The organism is Winogradskyella sp. (genome assembly GCF_016744625.1).
In the GTDB taxonomy this organism is placed as follows: Bacteria; Bacteroidota; Bacteroidia; order Flavobacteriales; family Flavobacteriaceae; genus Winogradskyella.
On the sequence record NZ_JADGDZ010000057.1, the window covers coordinates 1 to 22,195 of the forward strand.

21 protein-coding genes and 1 pseudogene are annotated in these 22,195 nt (G+C 32.2%); 13 read left to right on the plus strand and 9 right to left on the minus strand.

The genetic code is table 11. The features are described from left to right. Positions 1 to 512: pseudogene (locus QZZ53_RS11770) on the minus strand (M56 family peptidase); the annotation flags it as partial. Between the two features lie 2 nt (positions 513 to 514). Next, positions 515 to 874 (minus strand): BlaI/MecI/CopY family transcriptional regulator, encoded by a 360-nt coding sequence (locus QZZ53_RS11775; RefSeq protein WP_296384866.1) that lies wholly within the window; start codon positions 872 to 874, stop codon positions 515 to 517. A 164-nt stretch (positions 875 to 1,038) separates the two neighbouring features. Between QZZ53_RS11775 and QZZ53_RS11780 the strand changes: the two genes are divergently transcribed. Beyond that, positions 1,039 to 1,989, plus strand: a complete 951-nt coding sequence (locus tag QZZ53_RS11780) for a calcium/sodium antiporter (protein ID WP_296384868.1) — start codon at positions 1,039 to 1,041, stop codon at positions 1,987 to 1,989. A 69-nt stretch (positions 1,990 to 2,058) separates the two neighbouring features. Here QZZ53_RS11780 and QZZ53_RS11785 read toward each other — a convergent pair whose 3' ends face one another. Then, positions 2,059 to 3,072, minus strand: a complete 1,014-nt coding sequence (locus QZZ53_RS11785) for a glutamine synthetase beta-grasp domain-containing protein (RefSeq protein ID WP_296384871.1) — start codon at positions 3,070 to 3,072, stop codon at positions 2,059 to 2,061. Between the two features lie 174 nt (positions 3,073 to 3,246). Between QZZ53_RS11785 and QZZ53_RS11790 the strand changes: the two genes are divergently transcribed. The 6 genes from QZZ53_RS11790 (at position 3,247) to QZZ53_RS11815 (ending at position 8,923) form a co-directional block, all read left to right on the plus strand. Then, positions 3,247 to 5,433, plus strand: a complete 2,187-nt coding sequence (locus tag QZZ53_RS11790) for a glutamine synthetase III (protein ID WP_296384873.1) — start codon at positions 3,247 to 3,249, stop codon at positions 5,431 to 5,433. A 236-nt stretch (positions 5,434 to 5,669) separates the two neighbouring features. Further along, positions 5,670 to 5,807 carry a hypothetical protein gene (locus QZZ53_RS11795; protein WP_186844053.1) on the plus strand — a complete coding sequence of 46 codons (138 nt, stop codon included), beginning with the start codon at positions 5,670 to 5,672 and terminating at the stop codon, positions 5,805 to 5,807. Positions 5,808 to 5,990: 183 nt separating this feature from the next. Further along, positions 5,991 to 6,656 carry an outer membrane beta-barrel protein gene (locus tag QZZ53_RS11800; protein ID WP_296384878.1) on the plus strand — a complete coding sequence of 222 codons (666 nt, stop codon included), beginning with the start codon at positions 5,991 to 5,993 and terminating at the stop codon, positions 6,654 to 6,656. Between the two features lie 85 nt (positions 6,657 to 6,741). Further along, positions 6,742 to 7,920 carry an AIR synthase related protein gene (locus tag QZZ53_RS11805; RefSeq protein WP_296384880.1) on the plus strand — a complete coding sequence of 393 codons (1,179 nt, stop codon included), beginning with the start codon at positions 6,742 to 6,744 and terminating at the stop codon, positions 7,918 to 7,920. Between the two features lie 24 nt (positions 7,921 to 7,944). Beyond that, complete coding sequence (locus tag QZZ53_RS11810) at positions 7,945 to 8,634, plus strand: DUF3078 domain-containing protein (RefSeq protein WP_296384882.1); 690 nt, start codon at positions 7,945 to 7,947, stop codon at positions 8,632 to 8,634. Beyond that, positions 8,603 to 8,923: a hypothetical protein gene (locus tag QZZ53_RS11815; protein WP_296384883.1), complete on the plus strand. Its 321-nt coding sequence runs from the start codon at positions 8,603 to 8,605 to the stop codon at positions 8,921 to 8,923. The genes QZZ53_RS11810 and QZZ53_RS11815 overlap by 32 nt, the downstream gene beginning before the upstream one ends. A gap of 5 nt (positions 8,924 to 8,928) precedes the next feature. On the opposite strand, the gene QZZ53_RS11820 is transcribed toward QZZ53_RS11815, so the two are convergent. After that, complete coding sequence (locus QZZ53_RS11820; protein ID WP_296384884.1) at positions 8,929 to 9,588, minus strand: ABC transporter ATP-binding protein; 660 nt, start codon at positions 9,586 to 9,588, stop codon at positions 8,929 to 8,931. Positions 9,589 to 9,648: 60 nt separating this feature from the next. Next, positions 9,649 to 9,936, minus strand: a complete 288-nt coding sequence (locus tag QZZ53_RS11825; protein WP_296384887.1) for a hypothetical protein — start codon at positions 9,934 to 9,936, stop codon at positions 9,649 to 9,651. Between the two features lie 118 nt (positions 9,937 to 10,054). Here QZZ53_RS11825 and prfA point away from each other — a divergent pair, with 118 nt between their 5' ends. The 4 genes from prfA (at position 10,055) to QZZ53_RS11845 (ending at position 13,522) form a co-directional block, all read left to right on the plus strand. Further along, positions 10,055 to 11,131 carry a peptide chain release factor 1 gene (prfA, locus tag QZZ53_RS11830; protein WP_296384889.1) on the plus strand — a complete coding sequence of 359 codons (1,077 nt, stop codon included), beginning with the start codon at positions 10,055 to 10,057 and terminating at the stop codon, positions 11,129 to 11,131. A 32-nt stretch (positions 11,132 to 11,163) separates the two neighbouring features. Beyond that, a complete protein-coding gene (gene pyrF, locus QZZ53_RS11835) occupies positions 11,164 to 11,994 on the plus strand; it encodes an orotidine-5'-phosphate decarboxylase (protein WP_296384891.1) in 831 nt (276 codons plus the stop codon). Positions 11,995 to 12,049: 55 nt separating this feature from the next. Continuing rightward, a complete protein-coding gene (locus tag QZZ53_RS11840) occupies positions 12,050 to 12,829 on the plus strand; it encodes a helical backbone metal receptor (RefSeq protein ID WP_296384893.1) in 780 nt (259 codons plus the stop codon). A 186-nt stretch (positions 12,830 to 13,015) separates the two neighbouring features. After that, the gene (locus QZZ53_RS11845) at positions 13,016 to 13,522 is read left to right on the plus strand and encodes a hypothetical protein (RefSeq protein WP_296384894.1); all 507 of its coding nucleotides are present in this window, start codon (positions 13,016 to 13,018) and stop codon (positions 13,520 to 13,522) included. A gap of 1 nt (position 13,523) precedes the next feature. Here the strand turns inward: QZZ53_RS11845 and QZZ53_RS11850 are convergent, their stop codons facing one another. Together QZZ53_RS11850 and QZZ53_RS11855 are read right to left on the minus strand one after the other, a co-directional pair. Then, on the minus strand, positions 13,524 to 13,703 hold the full coding sequence (locus QZZ53_RS11850) for a Lacal_2735 family protein (RefSeq protein ID WP_296384896.1): 180 nt from the start codon (positions 13,701 to 13,703) through the stop codon (positions 13,524 to 13,526). A 138-nt stretch (positions 13,704 to 13,841) separates the two neighbouring features. After that, on the minus strand, positions 13,842 to 14,549 hold the full coding sequence (locus QZZ53_RS11855) for a DUF4197 domain-containing protein (protein ID WP_296384898.1): 708 nt from the start codon (positions 14,547 to 14,549) through the stop codon (positions 13,842 to 13,844). A 273-nt stretch (positions 14,550 to 14,822) separates the two neighbouring features. Between QZZ53_RS11855 and QZZ53_RS11860 the strand changes: the two genes are divergently transcribed. Further along, positions 14,823 to 15,953 carry a TlpA disulfide reductase family protein gene (locus QZZ53_RS11860; protein ID WP_296384900.1) on the plus strand — a complete coding sequence of 377 codons (1,131 nt, stop codon included), beginning with the start codon at positions 14,823 to 14,825 and terminating at the stop codon, positions 15,951 to 15,953. Positions 15,954 to 16,200: 247 nt separating this feature from the next. Here QZZ53_RS11860 and QZZ53_RS11865 read toward each other — a convergent pair whose 3' ends face one another. Together QZZ53_RS11865 and purU are read right to left on the minus strand one after the other, a co-directional pair. Further along, entirely contained in the window at positions 16,201 to 17,301 is a 1,101-nt protein-coding gene (locus QZZ53_RS11865; RefSeq protein ID WP_296384902.1) for an OmpA family protein, read from the minus strand. A 267-nt stretch (positions 17,302 to 17,568) separates the two neighbouring features. Continuing rightward, positions 17,569 to 18,423 (minus strand): formyltetrahydrofolate deformylase, encoded by an 855-nt coding sequence (gene purU / locus QZZ53_RS11870; protein WP_296384904.1) that lies wholly within the window; start codon positions 18,421 to 18,423, stop codon positions 17,569 to 17,571. Between the two features lie 144 nt (positions 18,424 to 18,567). Between purU and QZZ53_RS11875 the strand changes: the two genes are divergently transcribed. Further along, positions 18,568 to 21,984, plus strand: coding sequence for a methylmalonyl-CoA mutase family protein (locus QZZ53_RS11875; RefSeq protein ID WP_296384908.1), 3,417 nt, complete (start codon positions 18,568 to 18,570; stop codon positions 21,982 to 21,984). Positions 21,985 to 22,195: the final 211 nt, after the last annotated feature.

A 22,195-nucleotide genomic window follows, 5' to 3' on the forward strand; every position in this document is an offset into this window, starting at 1 on the left:
GAGTGTAACTCTTTAGCGTGTACTTTTTCATGATTTAAAATATGATTTAGTTCGGCTTTAGAATATTTATTTGGGTTATAAACAATCCAGTTAAAAAATGAAAAAGGAGGAATATCATCATTGGTTTCAATTAATATATAAGATTCGTGTCTGTAGTATTCATGCTTATTGAATAAGAATTTTAAGGATGTGAGTTCTATGCATAGTTTTCCTAAAAAGAAAAGAACACCAATGCCATAAGTATAATATACCAGTTGCCATAAATCGAAGGCTGATTCATTGGCGATTTGAGCGTTTACTATATTAGTATCTATAGACGTCATGCTTTCAATACTCGTTGGTATATATTCTATATAAATAGGGATTGTAATAAAGGGAATGAAAGTAGCTGCTATTAAGCCGATAAATAGATACCAACGATTGGTTTTAAAAAACGTTTCGCGATGTAAAAACAGTTTGTAAGAGCCATAAAAAATGATTACTATAGCAGATGCTTTTAAGAGATACTCCATAATTAGTCTTTCTTTTCAATTAATGCTATAATTTCCTTTAGCTCATCTACACTAATTTTTTCTTCCTTGGCAAAAAAGGATACTACATTTTTATAAGAGCTATTAAAGTAATTCTCAATTGCAGTATTCATAAACTTTGTTTTATAGTCTTCTATAGAGACAATAGGGAAGTATTGATGTGTTTTTCCGTATGCATTGTAACTAACATAACCTTTTTCTTCTAAGTTTCTAATTATAGTAGAAAGTGTATTGTAATGTGGCTTATCAGATTTGATTTCTGCTAACACATCTTTCACAAAAGCCTTCTCTAGCTTCCATAAAATATGCATTATTTCCTCTTCTTTATTTGTTAATTTTTGCATAAGAACGCTTTGGGTTTTAAATCTTGAAATCAAATATAACTGTTTTTATAGTTATACAACTAAAGTAATAGTTATTTAACGAAATTTTTAGTTTTTAGTTTCTCTGAAAATGAAATGTTATCTTCGCGACTTTAATAAAAGAGAGATTAAATAATTAAAAATAAATGAGTGTATTTCTTGTTATAGCTGGCTTAGTCTTGTTGGTTGTTGGAGGTGATTTTTTAGTAAGAGCTTCAGTTGGTTTGTCGTTTAGGCTTAAAATTTCTAAGCTGGTTATTGGTATGACGGTTGTGTCTTTTGCAACATCAGCGCCAGAATTGTTGGTAAGTCTGCAAGCGGCTTTAGATGGTATTTCTGATATTGCTTTGGGTAATGTAATAGGCTCTAATATTGCTAATATTGGTTTGGTTTTAGGAATTACAGCTATAATTTCTCCTTTAGCAGTAGATAGAGATTTTTATAAACTCAATTGGCCAATGATGATGTTGGCTTCATTTGTATTGTATTATTTTTTGAAGAATGATGGAGTATTAACAACAATTGAAGGTTTGATTCTATTTGTTGCTTTGGTTTTATTTTTAATCATTTTAATAAGAAGTTCTAGAAAATCAATAAAAGCTAATTTAGAGGAAGTTGATGATTCTCTTGCAGAGGTTTCTGATTTTAAAATCGTTATATGGCTCTTAATAGGTGCAGCAGGATTGTATTTTGGATCTGAGTGGTTGGTTGAAGGAGCAAAGCGGTTAGCTGAAGCAGTTGGTATAAGTGATTATGCAATTTCGGTAACTGTAATCGCGATAGGAACAAGTGTGCCAGAATTAGCTGCTTCTGTTATAGCTGCACTAAAGAAAGAAAAGGCAATTTCATTGGGTAACCTAATAGGTTCTAATATTTTTAATATTGCTTCAGTTTTAGGTTTAACGGCAATTGTAAAGCCAATAGTTGTTAATCCCAATACACCTCAAATATTGTCTACTAATATCTTTTGGATGATTGCTTTTGCAGCTGTTTTAATTCCGTTGATGTTAATTCCAAAGCGATTCGAAATAGGAAGATTAAAAGGGATGTTATTATTTGGTGCCTATATCTTCTTTATATACTTAACGCTTAAATAAAAAAGTATAAGACATTAAAAAGGCTTGTAGATATCTACAAGCCTTTTTTTTCTTTTATATAATTGCTAATTAAGAAATGTCAGCATTTTTTACAGTCTTAATAATTCTTCCTGCAATCTTATATGGATCAGCATTTGAAGCTGGTCTTCTATCTTCTAGCCAACCTTTCCAGCCTTTTTCTACTGTAATAATTGGAATACGAATTGAAGCTCCTCTATCTGAAACACCAAAAGAGAAATCATCTACGTGAGCGGTTTCATGTAAGCCAGTTAAACGCTCATCATTAAACTCACCATATACATCCATGTGCTTTTTAGTAACAGGTCTAAACGCTTCACATATTTTTTCATAAGTTTCTTTAGAACCACATGTTCTTAAAGTAGTATTAGAAAAGTTAGCGTGCATACCAGAACCATTCCAATCTCCTTTTACTGGTTTTGGGTGGTACTCTATATAGTAATTATACTTTTCTGTTAAGCGATCTAATAAGTATCTGGAGATCCAAATCTCATCTCCTGCTTTTTTAGCTCCTTGTGCAAATAATTGATATTCCCATTGTCCTGGTGCAACTTCTTGGTTAATACCTTCAAAATTTAATCCAGCTTCAATACATAAGTCAGCATGTTCTTCAACAAAATCTCTTCCCCAGGTATATCGTCCGCCAACTGAGCAGTAGTATTTTCCTTGTGGTCCAGGGAAACCTCCTCTTGGAAAACCAAGTGGTAAATCTGTTTTTGCATCCATTAAAAAGTATTCTTGTTCAAAACCGAACCAGAAATCATTATCGTCATCATCTATAGCAGCTCTTGCGTTAGAAGCATGAGGTGTGCCGTCAGCGCTTAAGACTTCTGCCATAATTAAAAATCCATTCTTTCTAACAGGATCTGGATAAATAGCGACTGGTTTTAATAAACAATCAGAAGCTCCACCTGAAGCTTGTTCAGTTGAGGATCCATCAAAAGACCAAATAGGACAATCTTCTAATTTACCGCTAAAGTCATTTTCAACCTTAGTTTTACTTCTCATGTTTTGAGTTGGGTGATGGCCATCTAGCCATATATACTCTAATTTAGATTTACTCATTGTATTGTATTTTAATAAATTCGCACTACAAATATTGTAATTTTTTTTTATTGGTCAAAAAAAATAGGGTGTTTTAGATGAAATGTTATAAATATTTGTTGATAACCCTATTTTTGAGTGGGTATTAGTATAAATTTTAAAGATTTTGTATTTTTGTCCTAAAATATTATCAATATGTCAACACTTAGATTTCATGCTGTAAAAGAATCACTAAAAAGAGTACCATTAAAGGTCGAAGAAACAAAGAGACGCTCTGAAGTTTTTGGTGAAAATGTATTTAATGAAACAGCAATGCGCCAATATTTAACTAAAGGAGCATTGGCTAGTATTATGGCAGCTGTTGGAAAAGGAACGAAAATAGATCGCTTTATTGCAGATCATATTTCAACAGGGATGAAAGAATGGGCAATTTCCAAAGGAGCAACACATTATACGCATTGGTTTCAACCTTTAACAGGAGCAACTGCAGAAAAGCATGATGCTTTTTTCGAAACCATTGGTGGAGGACTTGCAATTGAAAAATTTGAAGGGAATCAGTTAGTACAACAAGAACCAGATGCATCTAGTTTTCCTCATGGTGGCATCAGAAATACGTTTGAAGCAAGAGGTTATACAGCTTGGGATCCAACCTCTCCTGCATTTATATATGGTACAACGTTGTGTATTCCAACGGTTTTTGTGTCTTATACAGGAGAAGCTTTAGATTATAAAACTCCACTTTTAAGAGCTTTACACGCTGTTGATAATGCAGCTGTAGCCATATGTAAGTATTTTGATAAAAATGTGAAGAAGGTAAGCGCATCTTTGGGTTGGGAACAAGAGTATTTCTTAATCGATAAAGCTTTAGCAACCTCTCGACCAGACATTGTTTTAACAGGTAGAACATTATTAGGACACTCTCCTGCAAAAGGACAGCAGCTCGATGATCATTATTTTGGAACCATACCAGCCAGAGCGATGGCTTACATGCGCGATATAGAAAATGAATGTATGTTGCTAGGAATTCCTGTAAAGACAAGACATAATGAAGTAGCTCCAAATCAATTTGAACTCGCTCCTATATATGAAGAAGCTAATTTAGCAGTAGATCATAACTCCTTATTAATGGATGTGATGCAAAAAATCGCAAAGCGTCATAATTTTACAGTGCTTATGCACGAAAAGCCATTTGCAGGCGTTAATGGCTCTGGAAAGCATAATAACTGGAGTTTAAGTACAGATACAGGAGTAAATCTATTGTCTCCAGGTAAAACACCAATGAGTAATTTACAGTTTTTAACCTTCTTTATTAATACAATAAAAGCAGTTCAAACTCATGAGGAATTATTAAGAGCTGCAATAGCTTCAGCAAGTAATGATCATCGACTTGGCGCAAATGAAGCTCCACCTGCAATTATTTCTGTTTTTATTGGAGAACAATTAACTAAAGTTTTAGAGGAATTAGAATCTGTTACAAAGGGGAAATTATCGCCTCAAGAAAAGACAGATTTAAAACTCAATGTAGTTGGTAAAATACCTGAAGTAATATTAGATAATACGGACAGAAACAGAACATCTCCTTTTGCATTTACAGGTAATAAGTTTGAATTTAGAGCCGTTGGTTCTACTGCAAACTGTGCTAACCCAATGACTGTTTTAAATACCATTGTGGCTAAACAATTAATCGATTTTAAAGTAGAAGTTGATGCGTTGATTGATAAAAAAACAATGAAAAAAGATGATGCTATTTTTAATGTTTTGAGAGAGTATATTAAAACCTCTAAAGAAATTCTTTTTGAAGGCAATGGTTATAGTGAAGCATGGGAAAAAGAAGCTAAAAAGCGTGGTTTAAGCAATAATAAGACAACACCAGAAGCTTTAAAAGTAAAAGTATCTAAATCTTCAATAGAGCTTTTTGAGCGTTTGGGCGTTATGAATAAGGTCGAGTCTGAAGCACGTTACGAAATTGAAATGGAGGAGTATAGCCTCCACACACAAATAGAAAGTCGCGTTTTAGGAGATATTGCTCGTAACCATGTTGTACCTACAGCTGTTCGTTATCAAAATATATTAATAGAGAATGTAACAGGGTTGAAGACTATTTATGGTGATAAATTCAAAAGACTTGCAAAAGAACAACTTGCCTTAATAGAAGAAATTTCAGAACATATTGAAGCTATTAATTCATTGGTAACTAAAATGACTGAAGCTCGTAAGTCTTGTAATAAATCTATCGATATTGAAAAGAAAGCAGAGGGTTATTGCACTAAAGTAAAACCACTCTTTGAAGATATAAGATACCACTGCGATAAATTGGAAATAATGATAGACGATGAGCTATGGCCATTGACTAAATATAGGGAGCTTTTGTTTACTAAGTAATAAGATTAAGCTGAAAAAAATGACTTTTAATGTTGTTTTTGGCCTGATTTAAGATTAAATCGTTCGTATTAATACGTACATAGATATGCGTAAAATTCGTTTTTCATGTCGTTTATCGATGACATTAAACTAGTTGTCGAAAAGCCAGTGCTTTCAAGTCAAAAAAGTAGAATTAACCATTTCTGAAAGAAGTTTATGTAGTATTTTTGTAGGGCTATTAATCAATATTTGTAAAAATGAAGAAGTTACTACTTAGTGTAGCTATTCTTGTAGGTGCAACTTTAATTCTTTCACAGGACAATTCAGAAGACTTGAATAATGTTACTAAAGATGACGTTGTAAATATTCAGTCAAAGCTACAAGCAGAATCTTAAGAAATTAAGATGACACTATAGGGTATTAATTACCTGTTAGAGAAGAAAGATAAAATCGAAACATCGGTTTTATCTTTTTTTTTCTTATAATTACAAGATGTAATTATGATTTAAGGATTATTTTTCTATATTGCGACGCTCCATAATCTTCCGAGAAGTAAACTTATTTCTAATAAAGGTTATATGAATACCAAATATAAGCACCTTGTAATAAGTGTGTTCTTAACTGTTTTTAGTATAAATACTATTTGTGCTCAAGAACAAAACCTTCAAGATAGCAAAGAATTATACAGTAAATTATCGTTTTACGATTATCGAGGAACAAACGCAATTGATGCAGCCATAGGAACTTCTGTTATTAATGGGGATTTTACAGATGCAGAATTTGAACTCTATTTTAAATTAGGTTACAAACGTCATATCACAGATCATCTCAATATAAACTTTACTTATAATAAGTATAATGTAGCATTCAGAGACCTTTATAATGAGGGATTTATGTCATTTGACTTGAATATAGAATATCTTTTTAACCCTTATGAAGAATTCACCCCGTTTATTCAAGCAGGATACGGTTATAATGCCGCAAATTATTTTGAAACTACAGCTGCTAAAGCACAAGGAGCTATTGGTATTGAGTATATTGTAACGGATGGTTTAGGCCTTAAGCTATTTGGAGAGTATAATCATGCATTTTCAGATGAATTAGATGGTTTAATTGCAGGTGAAAGTGATGATACTTTCTTTAGGTTAGGACTCGGGATAAATCTATATTTTGGTGGTAATAAGAGAAAACAAGAGTTATTAAGTTATATAGATACAGTAATTCAGTCTAATTTAGTGAAATAATTCAATGCAATTCTTACTTTTGCAACACCAAACAATCGGTCATTTTAAACTTTTTTTGGTATAAAACCAATCTTAATAATCTCCAATGAGTAATTCTGTTAGCAAAAGATATGCACAGCGTGGTGTTTCGGCTTCAAAAGAAGACGTCCATAACGCGATAAAAAATATAGATAAAGGGTTATTTCCTAAAGCTTTTTGTAAAATAGTGCCAGATTATTTAACTAATGATGGTGACTATTGTCTAATAATGCATGCAGATGGAGCTGGTACTAAATCGTCTTTAGCTTACATGTATTGGAAAGAAACTGGAGATACTTCCGTTTGGAAGGGCATAGCACAAGATGCTCTAATCATGAATATTGATGATTTATTATGTGTAGGTGCTACTGACAACATTATGCTATCTTCAACCATAGGTAGAAATAAAAACCTAATTACAGGTGAAGTCATATCTGCAATCATAAATGGTACTGAAGAATTAATTGAAGATTTAAAGTCGTTTGGTGTTACAATACATTCTACAGGAGGCGAAACTGCCGATGTAGGTGATTTGGTAAGAACAATAATTGTAGATTCTACAGTAACAGCGCGTATAAAACGAAGTGACGTTATTGATAATGCTAATATTGAAGCAGGAGATATTATAGTCGGCTTAGAATCATTTGGTCAAGCCTCTTACGAAAAAGAATATAATGGTGGTATGGGAAGCAATGGATTGACTTCAGCTAGACATGACGTATTTTCTAAGTATTTGGCAAAAAAATATCCTGAAAGTTTTGATGCTGCTGTTCCGGATGATTTAGTGTATTCTGGTCAGACTAAATTAACAGATAGTGTTGATAATTCGCCTATTGATGCTGGTAAGTTGGTGTTATCTCCAACAAGAACGTATGCGCCAATTATTAAAGCAATTCTTAACAAGTACACGAGTGATTCTGTTCATGGTATGGTACATTGTAGTGGTGGAGCTCAAACCAAGATTCTTCATTTTATAGATAACCTTCATATTGTAAAAGACAATATGTTCACTATTCCACCATTGTTTAAATTGATACAAGAGCAATCCAAAACCGATTGGAAAGAAATGTATCAAGTTTTTAATTGTGGGCATAGAATGGAATTATATGTAAAGCCAGAAATAGCTGAAGATATTATTGCCATTTCAAAGTCGTTTAATGTAGATGCTAGAATCGTTGGAAGAGTAGAAGCTTCAAACCAAAAGAAGTTAACTATAAAAAGCGAATACGGTACATTTGTTTATTAATCTTTTAAACATGAAAAATTATTCTTGAGCTTATTTGTCTTAAGCTCAAGTCTGCTAGTGGCACAACCAGATTCTTTATATTTTCATAAGAAAAAAAGTGATGATATTCAACTAGGATGGCGCACTAAAAAGGAAGTGGGTTTATATCTCAATCAAGTTTCTTTTACAAATTGGAATGCTGGTGGTACCAATTCAATTTCGGGAATTGTAACAGGAAAAGCATTTGCAAAATACAAGCAAGAGCGATGGTTTTGGAATTCTAGCTTAAATTTACGTTATGGTTTAAATAAGCAAGAAGATAAGGGTTTGAGAAAAACAGAAGATGTCATTGAAGTGATTTCTAATGTTGGTTTAGAAAAAAATCCTGAAAGTAATTGGTTTTATTCAGCTAGGTTTAGTTTTAATACACAATTTGCTAAAGGGTTTAAGTATCCGAATAGAGATGAGCCGATATCAAAGATTTTTGCTCCTAGTTATATGTTTTTTGGAATAGGAATGGAATATGGTAGGCATATTGATCGAATGTCCATTTATGTATCTCCATTTACTTTAAAGACAACTTTTGTTTTAGATAATGATTTGGCAAATCAAGGTGTCTTTGGGGTTAATCCAGCGATTTACGATTTAGAAGGAAGTATTCTTAGAGGTGGAAAAAAAAGTAAGGCAAGAGTCGGGTGTTTTATTGACAAACCAATACGAAGAAGAAGTATTTGAAAATATAAAAGTAATTAGTCTATTACGATTATACACAGATTATATAAATAGTTTTGGTAACATAGATATTGAATGGGGTCTTAATCTAGACATGAAAGTCAATAAATATGTAAAGGCAACACTTGGTTCGCATCTTAGGTATGACAATGATATTAAAACTGAGGTTGAGAGTAACGAGACAACCAATGAGGAGTTTGTGATATCTGGTCCAAAACTACAATGGAAGCAAATTTTAGGTGTTGGTGTGGTTGTAGATTTAGATAATATTATAAAATCAACAACTCCGTAGTTTATTTAAAGACAGCCTTCATTTATATAGTTGTAGTCTTCGAGCTCTGTTAGACTTTCAATCTTTTTTGTTGTGCCATTTTGTAATAAATAGATAGAATCAGAACTATCAATGATATGTCTGTACATATGGTCTGAAATTATAATGATTTTCTGTTTCTTTTCTTCAGTAATCAATTGCTTTACGCTTTCAATATGAAAAGGTGATAAATGTGAAAACGGCTCGTCTAAAATTACAATTTGACTATTTGTTTTCAAAATGATGTAAGTTTCAATTAATCGTCTTTCTCCACCAGATAATACTTTAATTTTCAAATGTTCATAGTTTGAAAATGCTTCAAATTTTTCGACGAAAAGAAGCCAATTTAAATTAAATAATTTAAATACACGAGATAACTTCATTCCTGTTGGAATAAAACTATATTGTGGTAGATACTTTGCAATTTCAGTTGCATAAAGTGGTTTTAATAGCGGTTTATTGTCTAGTCGTATCAACATGTACTTTGGTTTTAAATTTCCGAAAGCAATATTGAGTAAACTACTTTTTCCACAGCCGTTTCTGCCTAAAATAGCTGTTACTTTTCCAGTTTCGGCTTTTAGATAAATACCATTTAAAATACGTTTGTTTTTAAAGTAAAGTTCTACATTATCTAATTCAAATATCATTTATTTATAATAATTCGTAATCTATGATTTTTCTTTGCGTTTCAAAGTCTCAGAGCAAAATCATGTAAACTCTTTAAACACAATTAAGAATCCAACAGTTAATATACAGTCCACAATAAACATAGAGGAAAATAGCTTTAAAGGCGAAATCCCAATATTCTTATAAAAGGTTAATTTACGTTTGTTTGGCGTTTCACTCACATAATACCATGCAAAAACCGTAAGGAATAATTTGGTTACTATTGCTGGTGCTAAATGCGGATTAAAAAATCCAATAATAGCGGTTACAATAAAAGACGAAACTACAAACGGTTTATAAAATGCAAGTATAGCTAGGAGTCTCTGCATATTAATAGAGTAACGTTTGTTTTGGGTAATTTATTTTTTGAATGTTGATATGTACTCATAAGTGGCGTTTCAAAATCCATAAAAAAGCGTATTTTTGAAATTCAATTTTTGAAGAGAGATGTTAGAGAAAATACAGATAATTAAGCAACGGTTTGATGAGGTGAATGACCTTATTATACAACCAGATATTATATCAGATCAAAAGCGCTATACTAAGCTGATGAAAGAATATAAGGATCTTAAATTAATTGTAGATAAAGGTGATATTTATAAAGAAGCTTTAGGTAATGTAGCTGAAGCCGAAGAAATTATAGCAGATGGTTCTGATGCAGAAATGGTAGAGATGGCAAAAATGCAACTCGATGAAGCTAAAGAAACTATAGATAAACTTGAAGAAGATATTCGGTTTATGCTTATACCAAAAGATCCAGACGATGCTAAAAATGTCGTTGTTGAGGTTAGAGCAGGTACAGGTGGTGATGAAGCCAGTATTTTTGCAGGTGATTTATTTAGAATGTATTCTAAGTACTGTAGTGATAAAAATTGGAGAGTAGATGTTGTGAGTCAAAGTGATGGAACGTCTGGTGGCTTTAAAGAAGTCATTTTTGAAGTATCTGGTGACGATGTTTACGGAACTTTAAAATTTGAAGCTGGTGTACATCGTGTACAGCGTGTACCTCAAACAGAAACTCAAGGTCGCGTGCATACAAGTGCTGCAACTGTTATGGTATTGCCAGAGGCAGAAGAATTTGATTATGAGTTAGATATGACTGAAGTGCGTATTGAGCGCACAACATCAACGGGTCCTGGTGGTCAGTCGGTGAACACGACATATTCGGCAATTAAGCTACATCACGAACCAACTGGTATGATTGTAAGTTGCCAAGATCAGAAATCATCACATAAGAATTTAGAGAAAGCTTTAAAGGTGTTGCGTTCTCGTTTATATGATTTAGAGTTGGCAAAACAACAAGCTGCAGATTCTGAGAAACGTAAAAGTATGGTGAGTTCTGGAGACAGAAGTGCCAAGATTAGGACGTACAACTATCCTCAAGGCCGTGTAACCGATCATAGAATTGGCTTAACACTATACGATTTATCTAATATCATTAATGGTGATATTCAAAAAATTATTGACGAATTAATGTTAGCAGAAAACACGGAGCTGTTGAAAGCTAATGATGATGTAATTTAAATTTAAGCCTCTATTGAGGCTTTTTTTATAATATGACAACACAACAACTATCAACCCAAATCCACAAAAAGAGATCCTTCCTTTGCATAGGATTAGATGTGGATTTAAATAAAATTCCAAAGTATTTATTAAAAGAAGACGATCCAATATTTGCTTTTAATAAAGAAATTATAGATGCGACACATCATTTATGTGTTGCCTACAAACCAAATACAGCTTTTTACGAAGCTTGCGGCATTAAAGGTTGGCAAGCTTTAGAGAAAACCATAAACTATCTTAATGAAAATCACCCTGAAATTTACACTATTGCAGATGCTAAACGAGGTGATATAGGTAATACTAGTACTATGTATGCTAAAGCTTTTTTAGAAGATTTAGGGTTTGATAGTGTAACAGTTGCGCCTTATATGGGAAAGGATTCTGTAGAACCTTTTTTAGCCTTTGAAGATAAACACACTATTCTTCTAGCCTTAACATCTAATCAAGGAGCGTTTGATTTTCAGACAAAAACGGTTGATGGTGTAGAATTATATAAGCAGGTTTTAGAGACTTCTAAATCTTGGAAAAATTCAGAAAATCTTATGTATGTAGTTGGTGCGACTAAAGCTGAGTACTTCGCTGATATTCGTAAGATTGTTCCAGATAGCTTTTTGTTAGTTCCTGGTGTTGGAGCACAAGGTGGAAATCTTCAAGATGTTTGTAAATATGGAATGAATGATTCTGTTGGCTTATTAATCAATTCGTCTAGAGGAATTATTTATGCATCTCAAGAAGACGATTTTGCACAAGCTGCTGCTAAAAAGGCTGAGGAATTACAACTGCAAATGGCTGTTGAATTGAACCGTCATTCCGAGGAAGTATGACGTGGGAATTTGTTTGTTTTGATGAGATTGCCACAGAAAATAAATTTTCTTTTCAATGACGTATATCGACCAACTAAACCGAGAACTTCAACTTAATAAAACACCAAAACGAATAATCTCATTAGTACCATCTCAAACCGAATTACTAGTCGATTTAGATCTAGAAGATTCAATTGTTGGTGTGACTAAATTCTGTATCCACCCAATGCACCTTAGAATGTCTAAAGCAGTTGTTGGTGGTACAAAACAGATTAATATTGATAAAATAAAAGCGCTTCGACCAGATATTATTCTTTGTAATAAAGAAGAAAACACTAAAGCTATTATTGATGAACTGGAAAAAATTGCTCCAATTCATATCAGTGATATTTATAATCTTAAAGAATCATATGAACTTATTAAAATGTATGGTGAGATTTTTAAGGTAGAAGAGAAGGCTTCAAGTATAATTTTTAATATTCAAAATGAACGGAAGCAATTTCAAAGCAAAATAAAAAAAAAGCAGCAATTTAAAGTTGCTTATTTTATCTGGAAAAAACCTTGGATGGTCGCAGCTTCAGATACTTTTATAGATGTGATGATTAACGAAGCTGGATTTCAGAATGCTTTTAAAGATGAAAAACGTTATCCTGAAATTGATTTAGATAATTCAAAATTAAAAGAAGCAGATCTTATTTTTCTGTCTAGCGAACCTTTTCCTTTTAAAGATGAGCATATTTTAAAATTAAAGTCGCAATTCCCAGAAAAGACTATTAAGATTGTTGATGGTGAGCTTTTTTCTTGGTATGGAAGTCGATTGCTAAAGTCTTTTAAATGTTTTGAAAAGCTACATTAACAAGCATACAAAAAGCCGATACCTAACTAAAATATCGACTTAGTAATTTGCTAATAATCAATTCTAAGATTTATCTAACTCATCTTATTACATTGCAAAGATGCTGACTTTCTTAATATTAAATGTTATGCTAATATTAGCATATAGTTAAATGTAGTTTAATAACTTGAGGTAAAATAACCAATTATGAAAAAGCTATTCGTATTATTTACACTAGTAATTTTTGCGTTTTCGATTAACGCACAAACCAAAAAGTGCAATTGTTGTACAGAGAAACATGCAGAATTCGATTTTTGGATTGGTACTTGGGAAGTTGCAAATCCTGATGGTTCTAAAGCTGGCGAAAATAGAATAGAAAAGGTTCAAGATAATTGCATTTTACAAGAAAATTGGATAAGTGCTAGTCCAGGCTATACAGGAACAAGCAATAACTTTTACAACTACAAGGCCAAGCAATGGGAGCAAATTTGGGTTGATAATCAAGGGCAGAGTTTACATCTAAAAGGAAATAAAATTGGAAACCAAATGATTTTGCGCACTGATGATGAAACTAATGCAGATGGAAAATCATTTTTTCATCGCGTCACTTGGACTGCAAATGAAGATGGGACTGTTAGGCAATATTGGGAAACTATTACAGAAGGTGCAGAAATCGCAATAGCCTTTGATGGTTTATATAAAAAGGTGGAATAATCTAATTCGCTTGCAGTTGCGTATCTCCAACAACAAATTTTAATTTATTGATTTTATAAAGGATTTTAGTGGCTTTATACTCCGAAAAATCACTTAATGCATGATCTGTTTGTCTTAAATTATAAGCATCTTCAATAAGTCGAAGGTACTTTTCATTAAGCTTACTTTTCTTTTGGAGCAATTTGTCCGAATTATGCACAACAAAAAATTTAATATTTAAAAACATTAAATTACTAAATAATACAATACGAAAACGATTTTCACAAAAAAAAGTAAGCTATAAGACAAAGGGCTCATCTAGAAGTAAGAATTTAGCGACTTAATCTTGGAGTGCAAACACTTTTTTCAATAAATCCGTAGTACGTGAAGATACTTTATCTCTAATCTCCTTTTCTTCAACTGCAATCATAGTGTAAACACTTTTTAAAGCTTCACCTGTAACATAATCAGTTAAATCTGGGTTAACATTATTTGTTAGCGGTAAGTTGTTGTATCTAGTTATTAAATTCGCCCAGATTTGATCTGCTCCAACTTTACTAAATGAATTGTTAATTACAGGTTTAAACTTATTATAAAGTTCGGTTTGAGTTTTTGTAGTTAAATAGCTTGTTGCGGCATTATCCTCTCCAAGAAGTATATTTTTAGCGTCATTAAAAGTGATATCTTTTACGGCATTTACAAAAATTGGAGTTGCTTCTTTGACAGCGTCTTCAGCTGCTCTATTTAAAACTTTTAAGCCATCATCAGCTAAACTGCTTAGACCAATTTTTCGTAGCGCATTATCAACTTTTTGTAATTCTTCTGGTAATAGAATTTTAACTAGTTCATTCTTAAAAAAGCCATCCTTCTGTGTTAGTTTAGAAACTTGCTTGTCGATACCTAGATCTAGAGCTTGTCTAAGACCTGTTGCAATATCAGTATTACTTAGAACTCCATCAGATTGTGGTAATGAATTTACAACTTGTTGCAATTCTGCACAGGCAGTTAAGTTGAAAATAATAAGTAGGGCAAAAATTCTTTTAATCATGAGTTTAGGTTTTAAATCTTTAACAAAGATAATTTATACAGTTGTAACACACTTCAAATTGTGTACCTAATCTTATTCACTATAATTAGATGTATTCTAGTGTAAAAGGTAATTATCCTTTAAAAGACAGAGTTCATAGGTGTGGTAGATTCCATTTTGCTAGAGAAAATAGCAATTTTAAGTTTTAGAATACGTTAGATATTGAACAATGCTGATAAATTGCTATTTTTAGCACAATATTTGATTATCCATTAGTAAATTATATAATCCATTATGAATTGTTTTAAAAACAAACGCTTTTCATTAGTTATAATTTGCATCCTAACAGCAACTTATTCCTATGGTCAAATAAAAGTTTCAGAATTTTTACAAGAATCTAAGATTGCTTCATCAGATAATAATAAACTTTTCTTTGTTGATTTTTGGGCCACATGGTGTGGACCATGTATTACAGCAAAAGAACATTTAGGTGTTTTACAGAAGCAATTTCCTAATGAGCTATATATTGTGTCTCTTACTAAAGAGAATCCGTTAATTGTTGAGCGATTTTTAAAAAGGAAACCAGCGAAATTAGCCATTGCTATTGACTATTATGGTGAAACATTTAAGGATTATAATGTAAGAGCTCTGCCAGAAGGTGTTTTGTTTAATGCAGAAGGTAAAGTGTTGTGGCAAGGTGGTGCACCAGATTTAAAAAAAGAGATAGTTTCTAGGTTTTTGAGACAGCAAAAATCTAAAGCGTCTTTAGAATCGTTTTTTAATGTGGTTTCTATAGTAGAGGAAAGTACTACAGAATATATGCCTGTAAAAACTATAGAAATAAAATCATTAACTGAAAATACTGAAGAATTATCAGTAATAGATAACGATAATTACATAAAGTTGACAGGTTCGTTAAAACAAATTGTAGGTTATTTAGCAAGGATTTATAAGAATCAAATTGTGCTTGACGAAGGTTTGGATACCAATTATGAAATTTATTTTAAGAAGCCTTTAAACACTAATGAGAATTTGGCATTTAAACTTATAACAGAAATGAGTCTTAGTGTTGAACGAAAATACGGTAAAGGCGATGGAATTAAATTAATTGTTGAGGTACCTAAATTTTGGGACACAAATCAGATAGATTGGGGAAAGAATAATGCAAAGTATTTAGTAGGTGATTCTCAAATTAAAGCAGATAACGTTTCTCTAAAAGATATGGCCTATCAATTGGCTTATGTTTTAGATATGCCAGTTATAGTACCAGATGAAAGTGAAATTAGTCTAAGCTTACACGATTGGGATTTTCATTATAAGTTTTTCCAGTTGATGCAAACTGATCTTGAAGATAACTTTGGAATAAAGGCAGAGAAGAAAAATATATCCTATCCAGTATACCACATACAAAAGAAAGCTCCTTAAAGGCTTGTTTTGTCATAAATGAATACAAAATTCTTAGTTATTTATAGTTCTAGATTTAGTGTATCTGTTTCTTTCACATTATGTAAAGAAAATTAACTTCGTTAATGTATCTGTTTGCTAAATCAATATTAATAAGACATTTTTAACAGTAAGCAGATTTTTTTATATAAAGAATTATTATAAGATATCATAAACAAAAAAAGCGCCATATAGGCGCTTTTTATATTATAAACGTAAATACGAATTCTTAGTTACTTAAAACTCTAAATTCAGTACGTCTGTTTCTTTGGTGTTGTGTTTCAGAACATTCAGCTCCATTAGTACATCTGTTTGTTAAACGACTTTCACCGTAACCTTTAGCAGATAATCTGTTTCTAGAGATTCCTTTAGATACTAAATAGTTAACTACAGAGTTAGCTCTTTGTTGAGATAAAGACTGGTTAAAGTCATCATTTCCTCTAGAATCTGTATGAGACATAATCTCAATACTTACTGGCTTATCATTTAAGATTGTTAATAATCTTTCATCAATAACTTTTCTAGATGCAGAAGTTAATCTAGCACTTCCTAATTCGTAATAAATTGGAATTGGAGTAGCATTTAATAACTCGCAATCAACTTCTTCCCAGCTAGTAATACCACCTTTTTTGTCTAATACAGTTCTTGTAACTGTTTGGTATTGTGCAGCAATAGTGTTTGTTGTTGTAGAAGCTGGTGTGTCAATTACTCTTCTTTTGATAGTAGAGTATTCAGCAGGAATTTCAATTTCATCCATTCTTGCAGGAGTCTTAATAACACGCTTCTTGTAAGTTGCCCCTTGTTCTGGTACTGGTACAGAATTTGTGCTAGCATCAGATGATAAAGTAGTAAAACCTACACTTGTAGATTGAGCAGGATACTCAACAAAACATGCAGCAACACAATCATCTTTATTTACTGAAGGACAATCTTCTAATACTTTATATTCCCATCCTGAAGTTTGAGGATAGATTTCGAAAGTTCTAGAGTCGTTACCAAAAGTAGCAGGAACAACTTTTAAGTCATTACGACTTGCTTGCTTGATGTAAGACATTTGTACAGTCTCATAAGTTGCAGGTACATAAACAAATTTCTTTGTAGCTTCTTTTACTAATACGCGATCTTCAACTGTCTTGTATGTAGCAGGTACAACTTTTAAAGTTGTGTACGCTGGATAAGTTTGGATAGTTTCTTCAACATCTCTAAACTGATCTTTTGTAATACACTTTACGTAACATTTTCCTGGTGCAGGATTCGCTGGTAAGTCTTGCGCTTGAGAAAATCCGATTCCAGCAATAAAGCAGACTAATAATAATAGTTTTTGTTTCATAAGAATTAATAAATTAGTTAATGGTTATAGTTTATTTTCATCGTAAGAAATTAATCCCACGTGTTTTATAAGACACTAGTAATTAGCAAGAGTCACTATTAACTTGAAGTTAGGGTATGCGTTAAAGTGAGGTAATTTAATGGTTAATACAGTTTTTTTGTTATATCAATAAACATTTTGTTAAAAATATAAAAAATTAATAAAAAATTAACATTTTTTTTAACAAATATTTTTAAGGAAAAATAACTAGTGTTGAATTTTTATAAATCAAGAAAATATAACAGTCTTATTATTAAAGACCATAACTTTTCTATTCGCATGTAGCTTAATTGCATTAGATAAAACGATTTTTTCTAAATCTCTTCCTTTAGCAATTAAATCATTAATAGAGTAAGAATGTGATACATGTGCCACATCTTGCTCAATGATTGGTCCTGCATCAAGCTCTTCAGTAATGTAGTGGCTTGTAGCTCCAATAATTTTGACACCACGTTTGTAAGCCGAGTGATAAGGCTTTGCGCCAACAAATGCTGGTAAAAAGGAATGATGAATATTTATAATCTTATTTGGGTATTTGTCTATTAAAGTACCAGAAACAATTTGCATATATCTAGCAAGCACTATAAAATCTACTTTATGAGATTTTAATAATTCCACTTGTTGCTGTTCTGCCTCATGTTTAGTGTCTTTTGTTATTGGTATATGGTAAAATGGAATTTTAAAATTATTAGCAATAGGTTTAAGAGCATTATGATTACTTAAAATAAAAGGAATTTCAAGGAATAACTCACCAGAATTATAACGTCCTAAAATATCATACAAACAATGATCGTATTTAGAAACGAATAATGCCATTCTAGGTTTTTTATCTGCAGCATACATACGCCATTTAAGCTTAAACTTTTCTACCAAAGTTTCGCTGAATAAAATTTTAAAGTTTTCAAGTGAAAAGGAATCAGATTGAAACTCACATTCTAAACGCATAAAAAATATGTTTTGCTCTCTATCAACATGCTGGTCTATATAAACAATATTACCATCATTGTTGGCCATAAAATTGGTAACCGAAGCAATAATGTTTGGCTGATCTTTACAGTGAATTAAGAGTGTAATTTTATTCATGAAAATGACTTAAATGGACTGCTAAAATTAGTCAAAATACCTTTCTATGTTAACTTTCTTTAAGTTTTAGATAATTGATGATTATTGCATTAATTTTTTGAATATTCCGTAAATTTGTCGCTCAATTAAGCAATATTTTTACGAATGGAACAAGTCGCACCTTACAAACCAAAATATAAAGTACGAATAGTAACTGCTGCATCATTATTTGATGGACATGATGCTGCTATTAATATAATGCGTCGTATTATTCAATCTACAGGAGTAGAAGTGATTCATTTAGGTCATGATAGAAGTGTAGAGGAAGTTGTAAATACAGCTATTCAAGAAGATGCTAATGCAATTGCAATGACTTCTTATCAAGGAGGTCATAATGAATACTTTAAGTACATGTTTGATTTGCTTAAAGAAAAAGGAGCAAGTCATATTAAAATCTTTGGTGGTGGAGGTGGAGTGATTCTTCCAGAAGAAATTAAAGACTTAATGGATTATGGTATTACTAGAATCTATTCACCAGATGATGGAAGAGAACTCGGACTTCAAGGGATGATTAACGATTTAGTACAACAATCGGATTATGCTATTGGTGATGCACTTAATGGTGAAGTAAATATATTGCACGAAAAAAATCCAAAAGCAATCGCTAGAGTTATTTCTGCGGCTGAGAACTTTCCTGAAGTTGCTAAGGATGCATTAGAAACAATTCACAATAAAAATAAAACATCTAAGACTCCTGTTTTAGGTATAACTGGAACAGGTGGAGCTGGTAAATCGTCTTTAGTAGATGAATTAGTTCGTCGTTTTTTAATTGATTTTCCTGAAAAAACTATTGGTCTAATTTCTGTAGATCCTTCAAAACGAAAAACTGGTGGTGCATTATTGGGTGATCGTATTCGTATGAATGCAATTAACTCTCCTAGAGTTTATATGCGTAGTTTGGCAACGCGTCAATCTAACTTAGCACTATCTAAATATGTAAACGAAGCGATTGAAGTTTTAAAAGCAGCTGAGTACGATTTAATTATTTTAGAAACGTCTGGTATTGGTCAGTCTGATACCGAAATTATGGAACATAGTGATGTGGCATTATATGTAATGACACCAGAATTTGGAGCTGCAACTCAGCTCGAGAAAATCGACATGCTAGATTTTGCAGATTTAGTTGCCATTAATAAATTTGATAAACGTGGTTCTTTAGATGCTTTACGTGATGTAAAGAAACAATACATGCGTAACAATAATCTTTGGGATATTCACCAAGATGATTTGCCAGTTTACGGAACAATCGCATCACAATTCAATGATCCAGGAATGAATACGCTTTACAAAGCGATAATGGATAAGTTAGTCGAAAAGGCAGATTCAGATTTAAAATCTACATTTCATATTTCGGATGAAATGAGTGAGAAAATATTTGTAATTCCCCCTTCTCGTACACGCTATTTATCTGAAATTGCCGAGAGTAATCGTGCTTATGATAAAAAAGCAAACGAACAAGTTGAGGTTGCTCAAAAACTATATGGTATTTATAAAACACTTCAATCTGTTTTAGATGCTATACCAGAATTAAACAAAGCAGGAATTGCTTCAGAATCTGTCAGTTCGAGCGTAGTCGAGAACCAAGACTTTATCAAATTATTAATAGGTGAATTCGACCGTGTAAAACTAAATTTAGATCCTTACAATTGGGAAGTAATTACTGGTTGGGACGACAAAGTAAATAAATACAAAAACCCAATCTATTCTTTTAAAGTAAGAGATAAAGAAATAAAAATTGAAACACATACAGAGTCGCTTTCACATACGCAGATTCCAAAAGTAGCTTTACCAAAGTATCAAGCTTGGGGAGATATTTTAAAATGGTGTTTACAAGAAAATGTACCAGGAGAATTTCCTTATACATCAGGTTTATATCCATTTAAAAGAACAGGTGAAGATCCTGCACGTATGTTTGCAGGTGAAGGAGGACCAGAACGTACAAATAAAAGATTCCATTATGTAAGTATGGGATTACCAGCTAAGCGATTATCTACGGCTTTTGATAGTGTAACGCTTTATGGAAACGATCCAGATTTAAGACCAGATATTTATGGTAAAATTGGAAACGCAGGTGTTTCTATTTGTTGTTTAGATGATGCTAAGAAACTCTATTCAGGTTTCGATTTAGCAAATGTTATGACGTCTGTAAGTATGACGATTAATGGACCAGCACCGATGTTGCTAGGTTTCTTTATGAATGCTGCTATTGATCAACAATGTGAAATATATATTAAAGAAAACAGTCTTGAGAAAGAAATTGAAGCAAAGATTTCGAAACTTTATAAAGGCAAAGAAAGACCAGCATATAATGGTGAATTACCAGAAGGGAATAATGGTTTAGGTTTACTATTGTTAGGTGTTACTGGAGATCAAGTATTACCAACTGATGTTTATTTAGATATTAAAACAAAAACGATTGCTCAGGTAAGAGGAACAGTTCAAGCTGATATACTAAAAGAAGATCAGGCACAGAATACATGTATATTTTCTACAGAATTCGCATTGCGTTTAATGGGAGATGTACAAGAGTATTTTATAGATAATAACGTTCGTAATTTTTACTCGGTTTCAATTTCAGGCTATCATATTGCTGAGGCTGGAGCTAATCCAATTACACAATTAGCTTTGACCTTATCGAACGGATTTACTTATGTAGAGTATTACTTAAGTAGAGGAATGGACATTAATAAATTTGGACCAAATTTATCCTTCTTCTTTTCAAACGGAATCGATCCAGAATATGCTGTAATTGGTCGTGTGGCTCGTAAAATTTGGGCTAAAGCTTTAAAGCATAAATATGGAGCTAATCCGAGAGCACAAATGTTGAAGTATCACATCCAAACTTCTGGTCGTAGTTTACATGCTCAAGAGATTGATTTTAATGATATTCGTACAACGCTTCAAGCATTGTATGCCATTTACGATAACTGTAATTCATTGCATACTAATGCATACGACGAAGCTATTACAACTCCAACAGAAGAATCTGTTCGTAGAGCAATGGCTATTCAGCTTATTATAAATAAAGAATTAGGTTTAGCTAAAAATGAAAACCCTATCCAAGGCTCTTTCATTATTGAAGAATTAACCGATTTAGTTGAAGAGGCTGTTTTACTTGAATTTGATAGAATTACAGAAAGAGGCGGAGTCTTAGGAGCTATGGAGACTATGTATCAACGTTCTAAGATCCAAGAAGAAAGCTTGTATTATGAAACGTTGAAGCATAATGGACAGTTTCCGATTATTGGTGTAAATACATTCTTAAGTAGTAAAGGATCACCAACAGTGATTCCAAAGGAAGTGATTAGAGCCACTGAAGAAGAGAAGCAATATCAGATTAAAATTTTAGAAAATCTTCATAGCGCAAATTCTACTGATGATCTATTAAGAGAATTACAACAGAAAGCCGTCAGTAACGAGAATATTTTTGAAGCGTTAATGGAAGTCTGTAAAGTATGTTCTTTAGGTCAGATAACTTCATCTTTATTCGAAGTAGGTGGACAGTATAGAAGAAATATGTAAGTAGAGAACCACTTTTTCCTTTTTTTGAAAAAGTGTGTGAATCGCTTATACTGAGCGAAGTCAAAGTATCTTTTTTTGATTAGCTAATTCGAAGTATAAAACCAAAGCCTTTCATTTTTTGAAAGGCTTTTTTTATAAAAAAATGATTTTAAATGCATCTTTTTCATAACATAAACGTCTATTATATGAACTTTAAAATTTAGTATTATGA

Bases quoted from the DNA above. Each gene is read 5' to 3' on its own strand.
- QZZ53_RS11775 (WP_296384866.1), bottom strand. From the start codon at position 874: ATGCAAAAATTAACAAATAAAGAAGAGGAAATAATGCATATTTTATGG.
- QZZ53_RS11780 (WP_296384868.1), top strand. From the start codon at position 1,039: ATGAGTGTATTTCTTGTTATAGCTGGCTTAGTCTTGTTGGTTGTTGGA.
- QZZ53_RS11785 (WP_296384871.1), bottom strand. From the start codon at position 3,072: ATGAGTAAATCTAAATTAGAGTATATATGGCTAGATGGCCATCACCCA.
- QZZ53_RS11790 (WP_296384873.1), top strand. From the start codon at position 3,247: ATGTCAACACTTAGATTTCATGCTGTAAAAGAATCACTAAAAAGAGTA.
- QZZ53_RS11795 (WP_186844053.1), top strand. From the start codon at position 5,670: ATGAAGAAGTTACTACTTAGTGTAGCTATTCTTGTAGGTGCAACTTTA.
- QZZ53_RS11800 (WP_296384878.1), top strand. From the start codon at position 5,991: ATGAATACCAAATATAAGCACCTTGTAATAAGTGTGTTCTTAACTGTT.
- QZZ53_RS11805 (WP_296384880.1), top strand. From the start codon at position 6,742: ATGAGTAATTCTGTTAGCAAAAGATATGCACAGCGTGGTGTTTCGGCT.
- QZZ53_RS11820 (WP_296384884.1), bottom strand. From the start codon at position 9,588: ATGATATTTGAATTAGATAATGTAGAACTTTACTTTAAAAACAAACGT.
- QZZ53_RS11825 (WP_296384887.1), bottom strand. From the start codon at position 9,936: ATGCAGAGACTCCTAGCTATACTTGCATTTTATAAACCGTTTGTAGTT.
- prfA (WP_296384889.1), top strand. From the start codon at position 10,055: ATGTTAGAGAAAATACAGATAATTAAGCAACGGTTTGATGAGGTGAAT.
- pyrF (WP_296384891.1), top strand. From the start codon at position 11,164: ATGACAACACAACAACTATCAACCCAAATCCACAAAAAGAGATCCTTC.
- QZZ53_RS11840 (WP_296384893.1), top strand. From the start codon at position 12,050: ATGACGTATATCGACCAACTAAACCGAGAACTTCAACTTAATAAAACA.
- QZZ53_RS11845 (WP_296384894.1), top strand. From the start codon at position 13,016: ATGAAAAAGCTATTCGTATTATTTACACTAGTAATTTTTGCGTTTTCG.
- QZZ53_RS11855 (WP_296384898.1), bottom strand. From the start codon at position 14,549: ATGATTAAAAGAATTTTTGCCCTACTTATTATTTTCAACTTAACTGCC.
- QZZ53_RS11860 (WP_296384900.1), top strand. From the start codon at position 14,823: ATGAATTGTTTTAAAAACAAACGCTTTTCATTAGTTATAATTTGCATC.
- QZZ53_RS11865 (WP_296384902.1), bottom strand. From the start codon at position 17,301: ATGAAACAAAAACTATTATTATTAGTCTGCTTTATTGCTGGAATCGGA.
- purU (WP_296384904.1), bottom strand. From the start codon at position 18,423: ATGAATAAAATTACACTCTTAATTCACTGTAAAGATCAGCCAAACATT.
- QZZ53_RS11875 (WP_296384908.1), top strand. From the start codon at position 18,568: ATGGAACAAGTCGCACCTTACAAACCAAAATATAAAGTACGAATAGTA.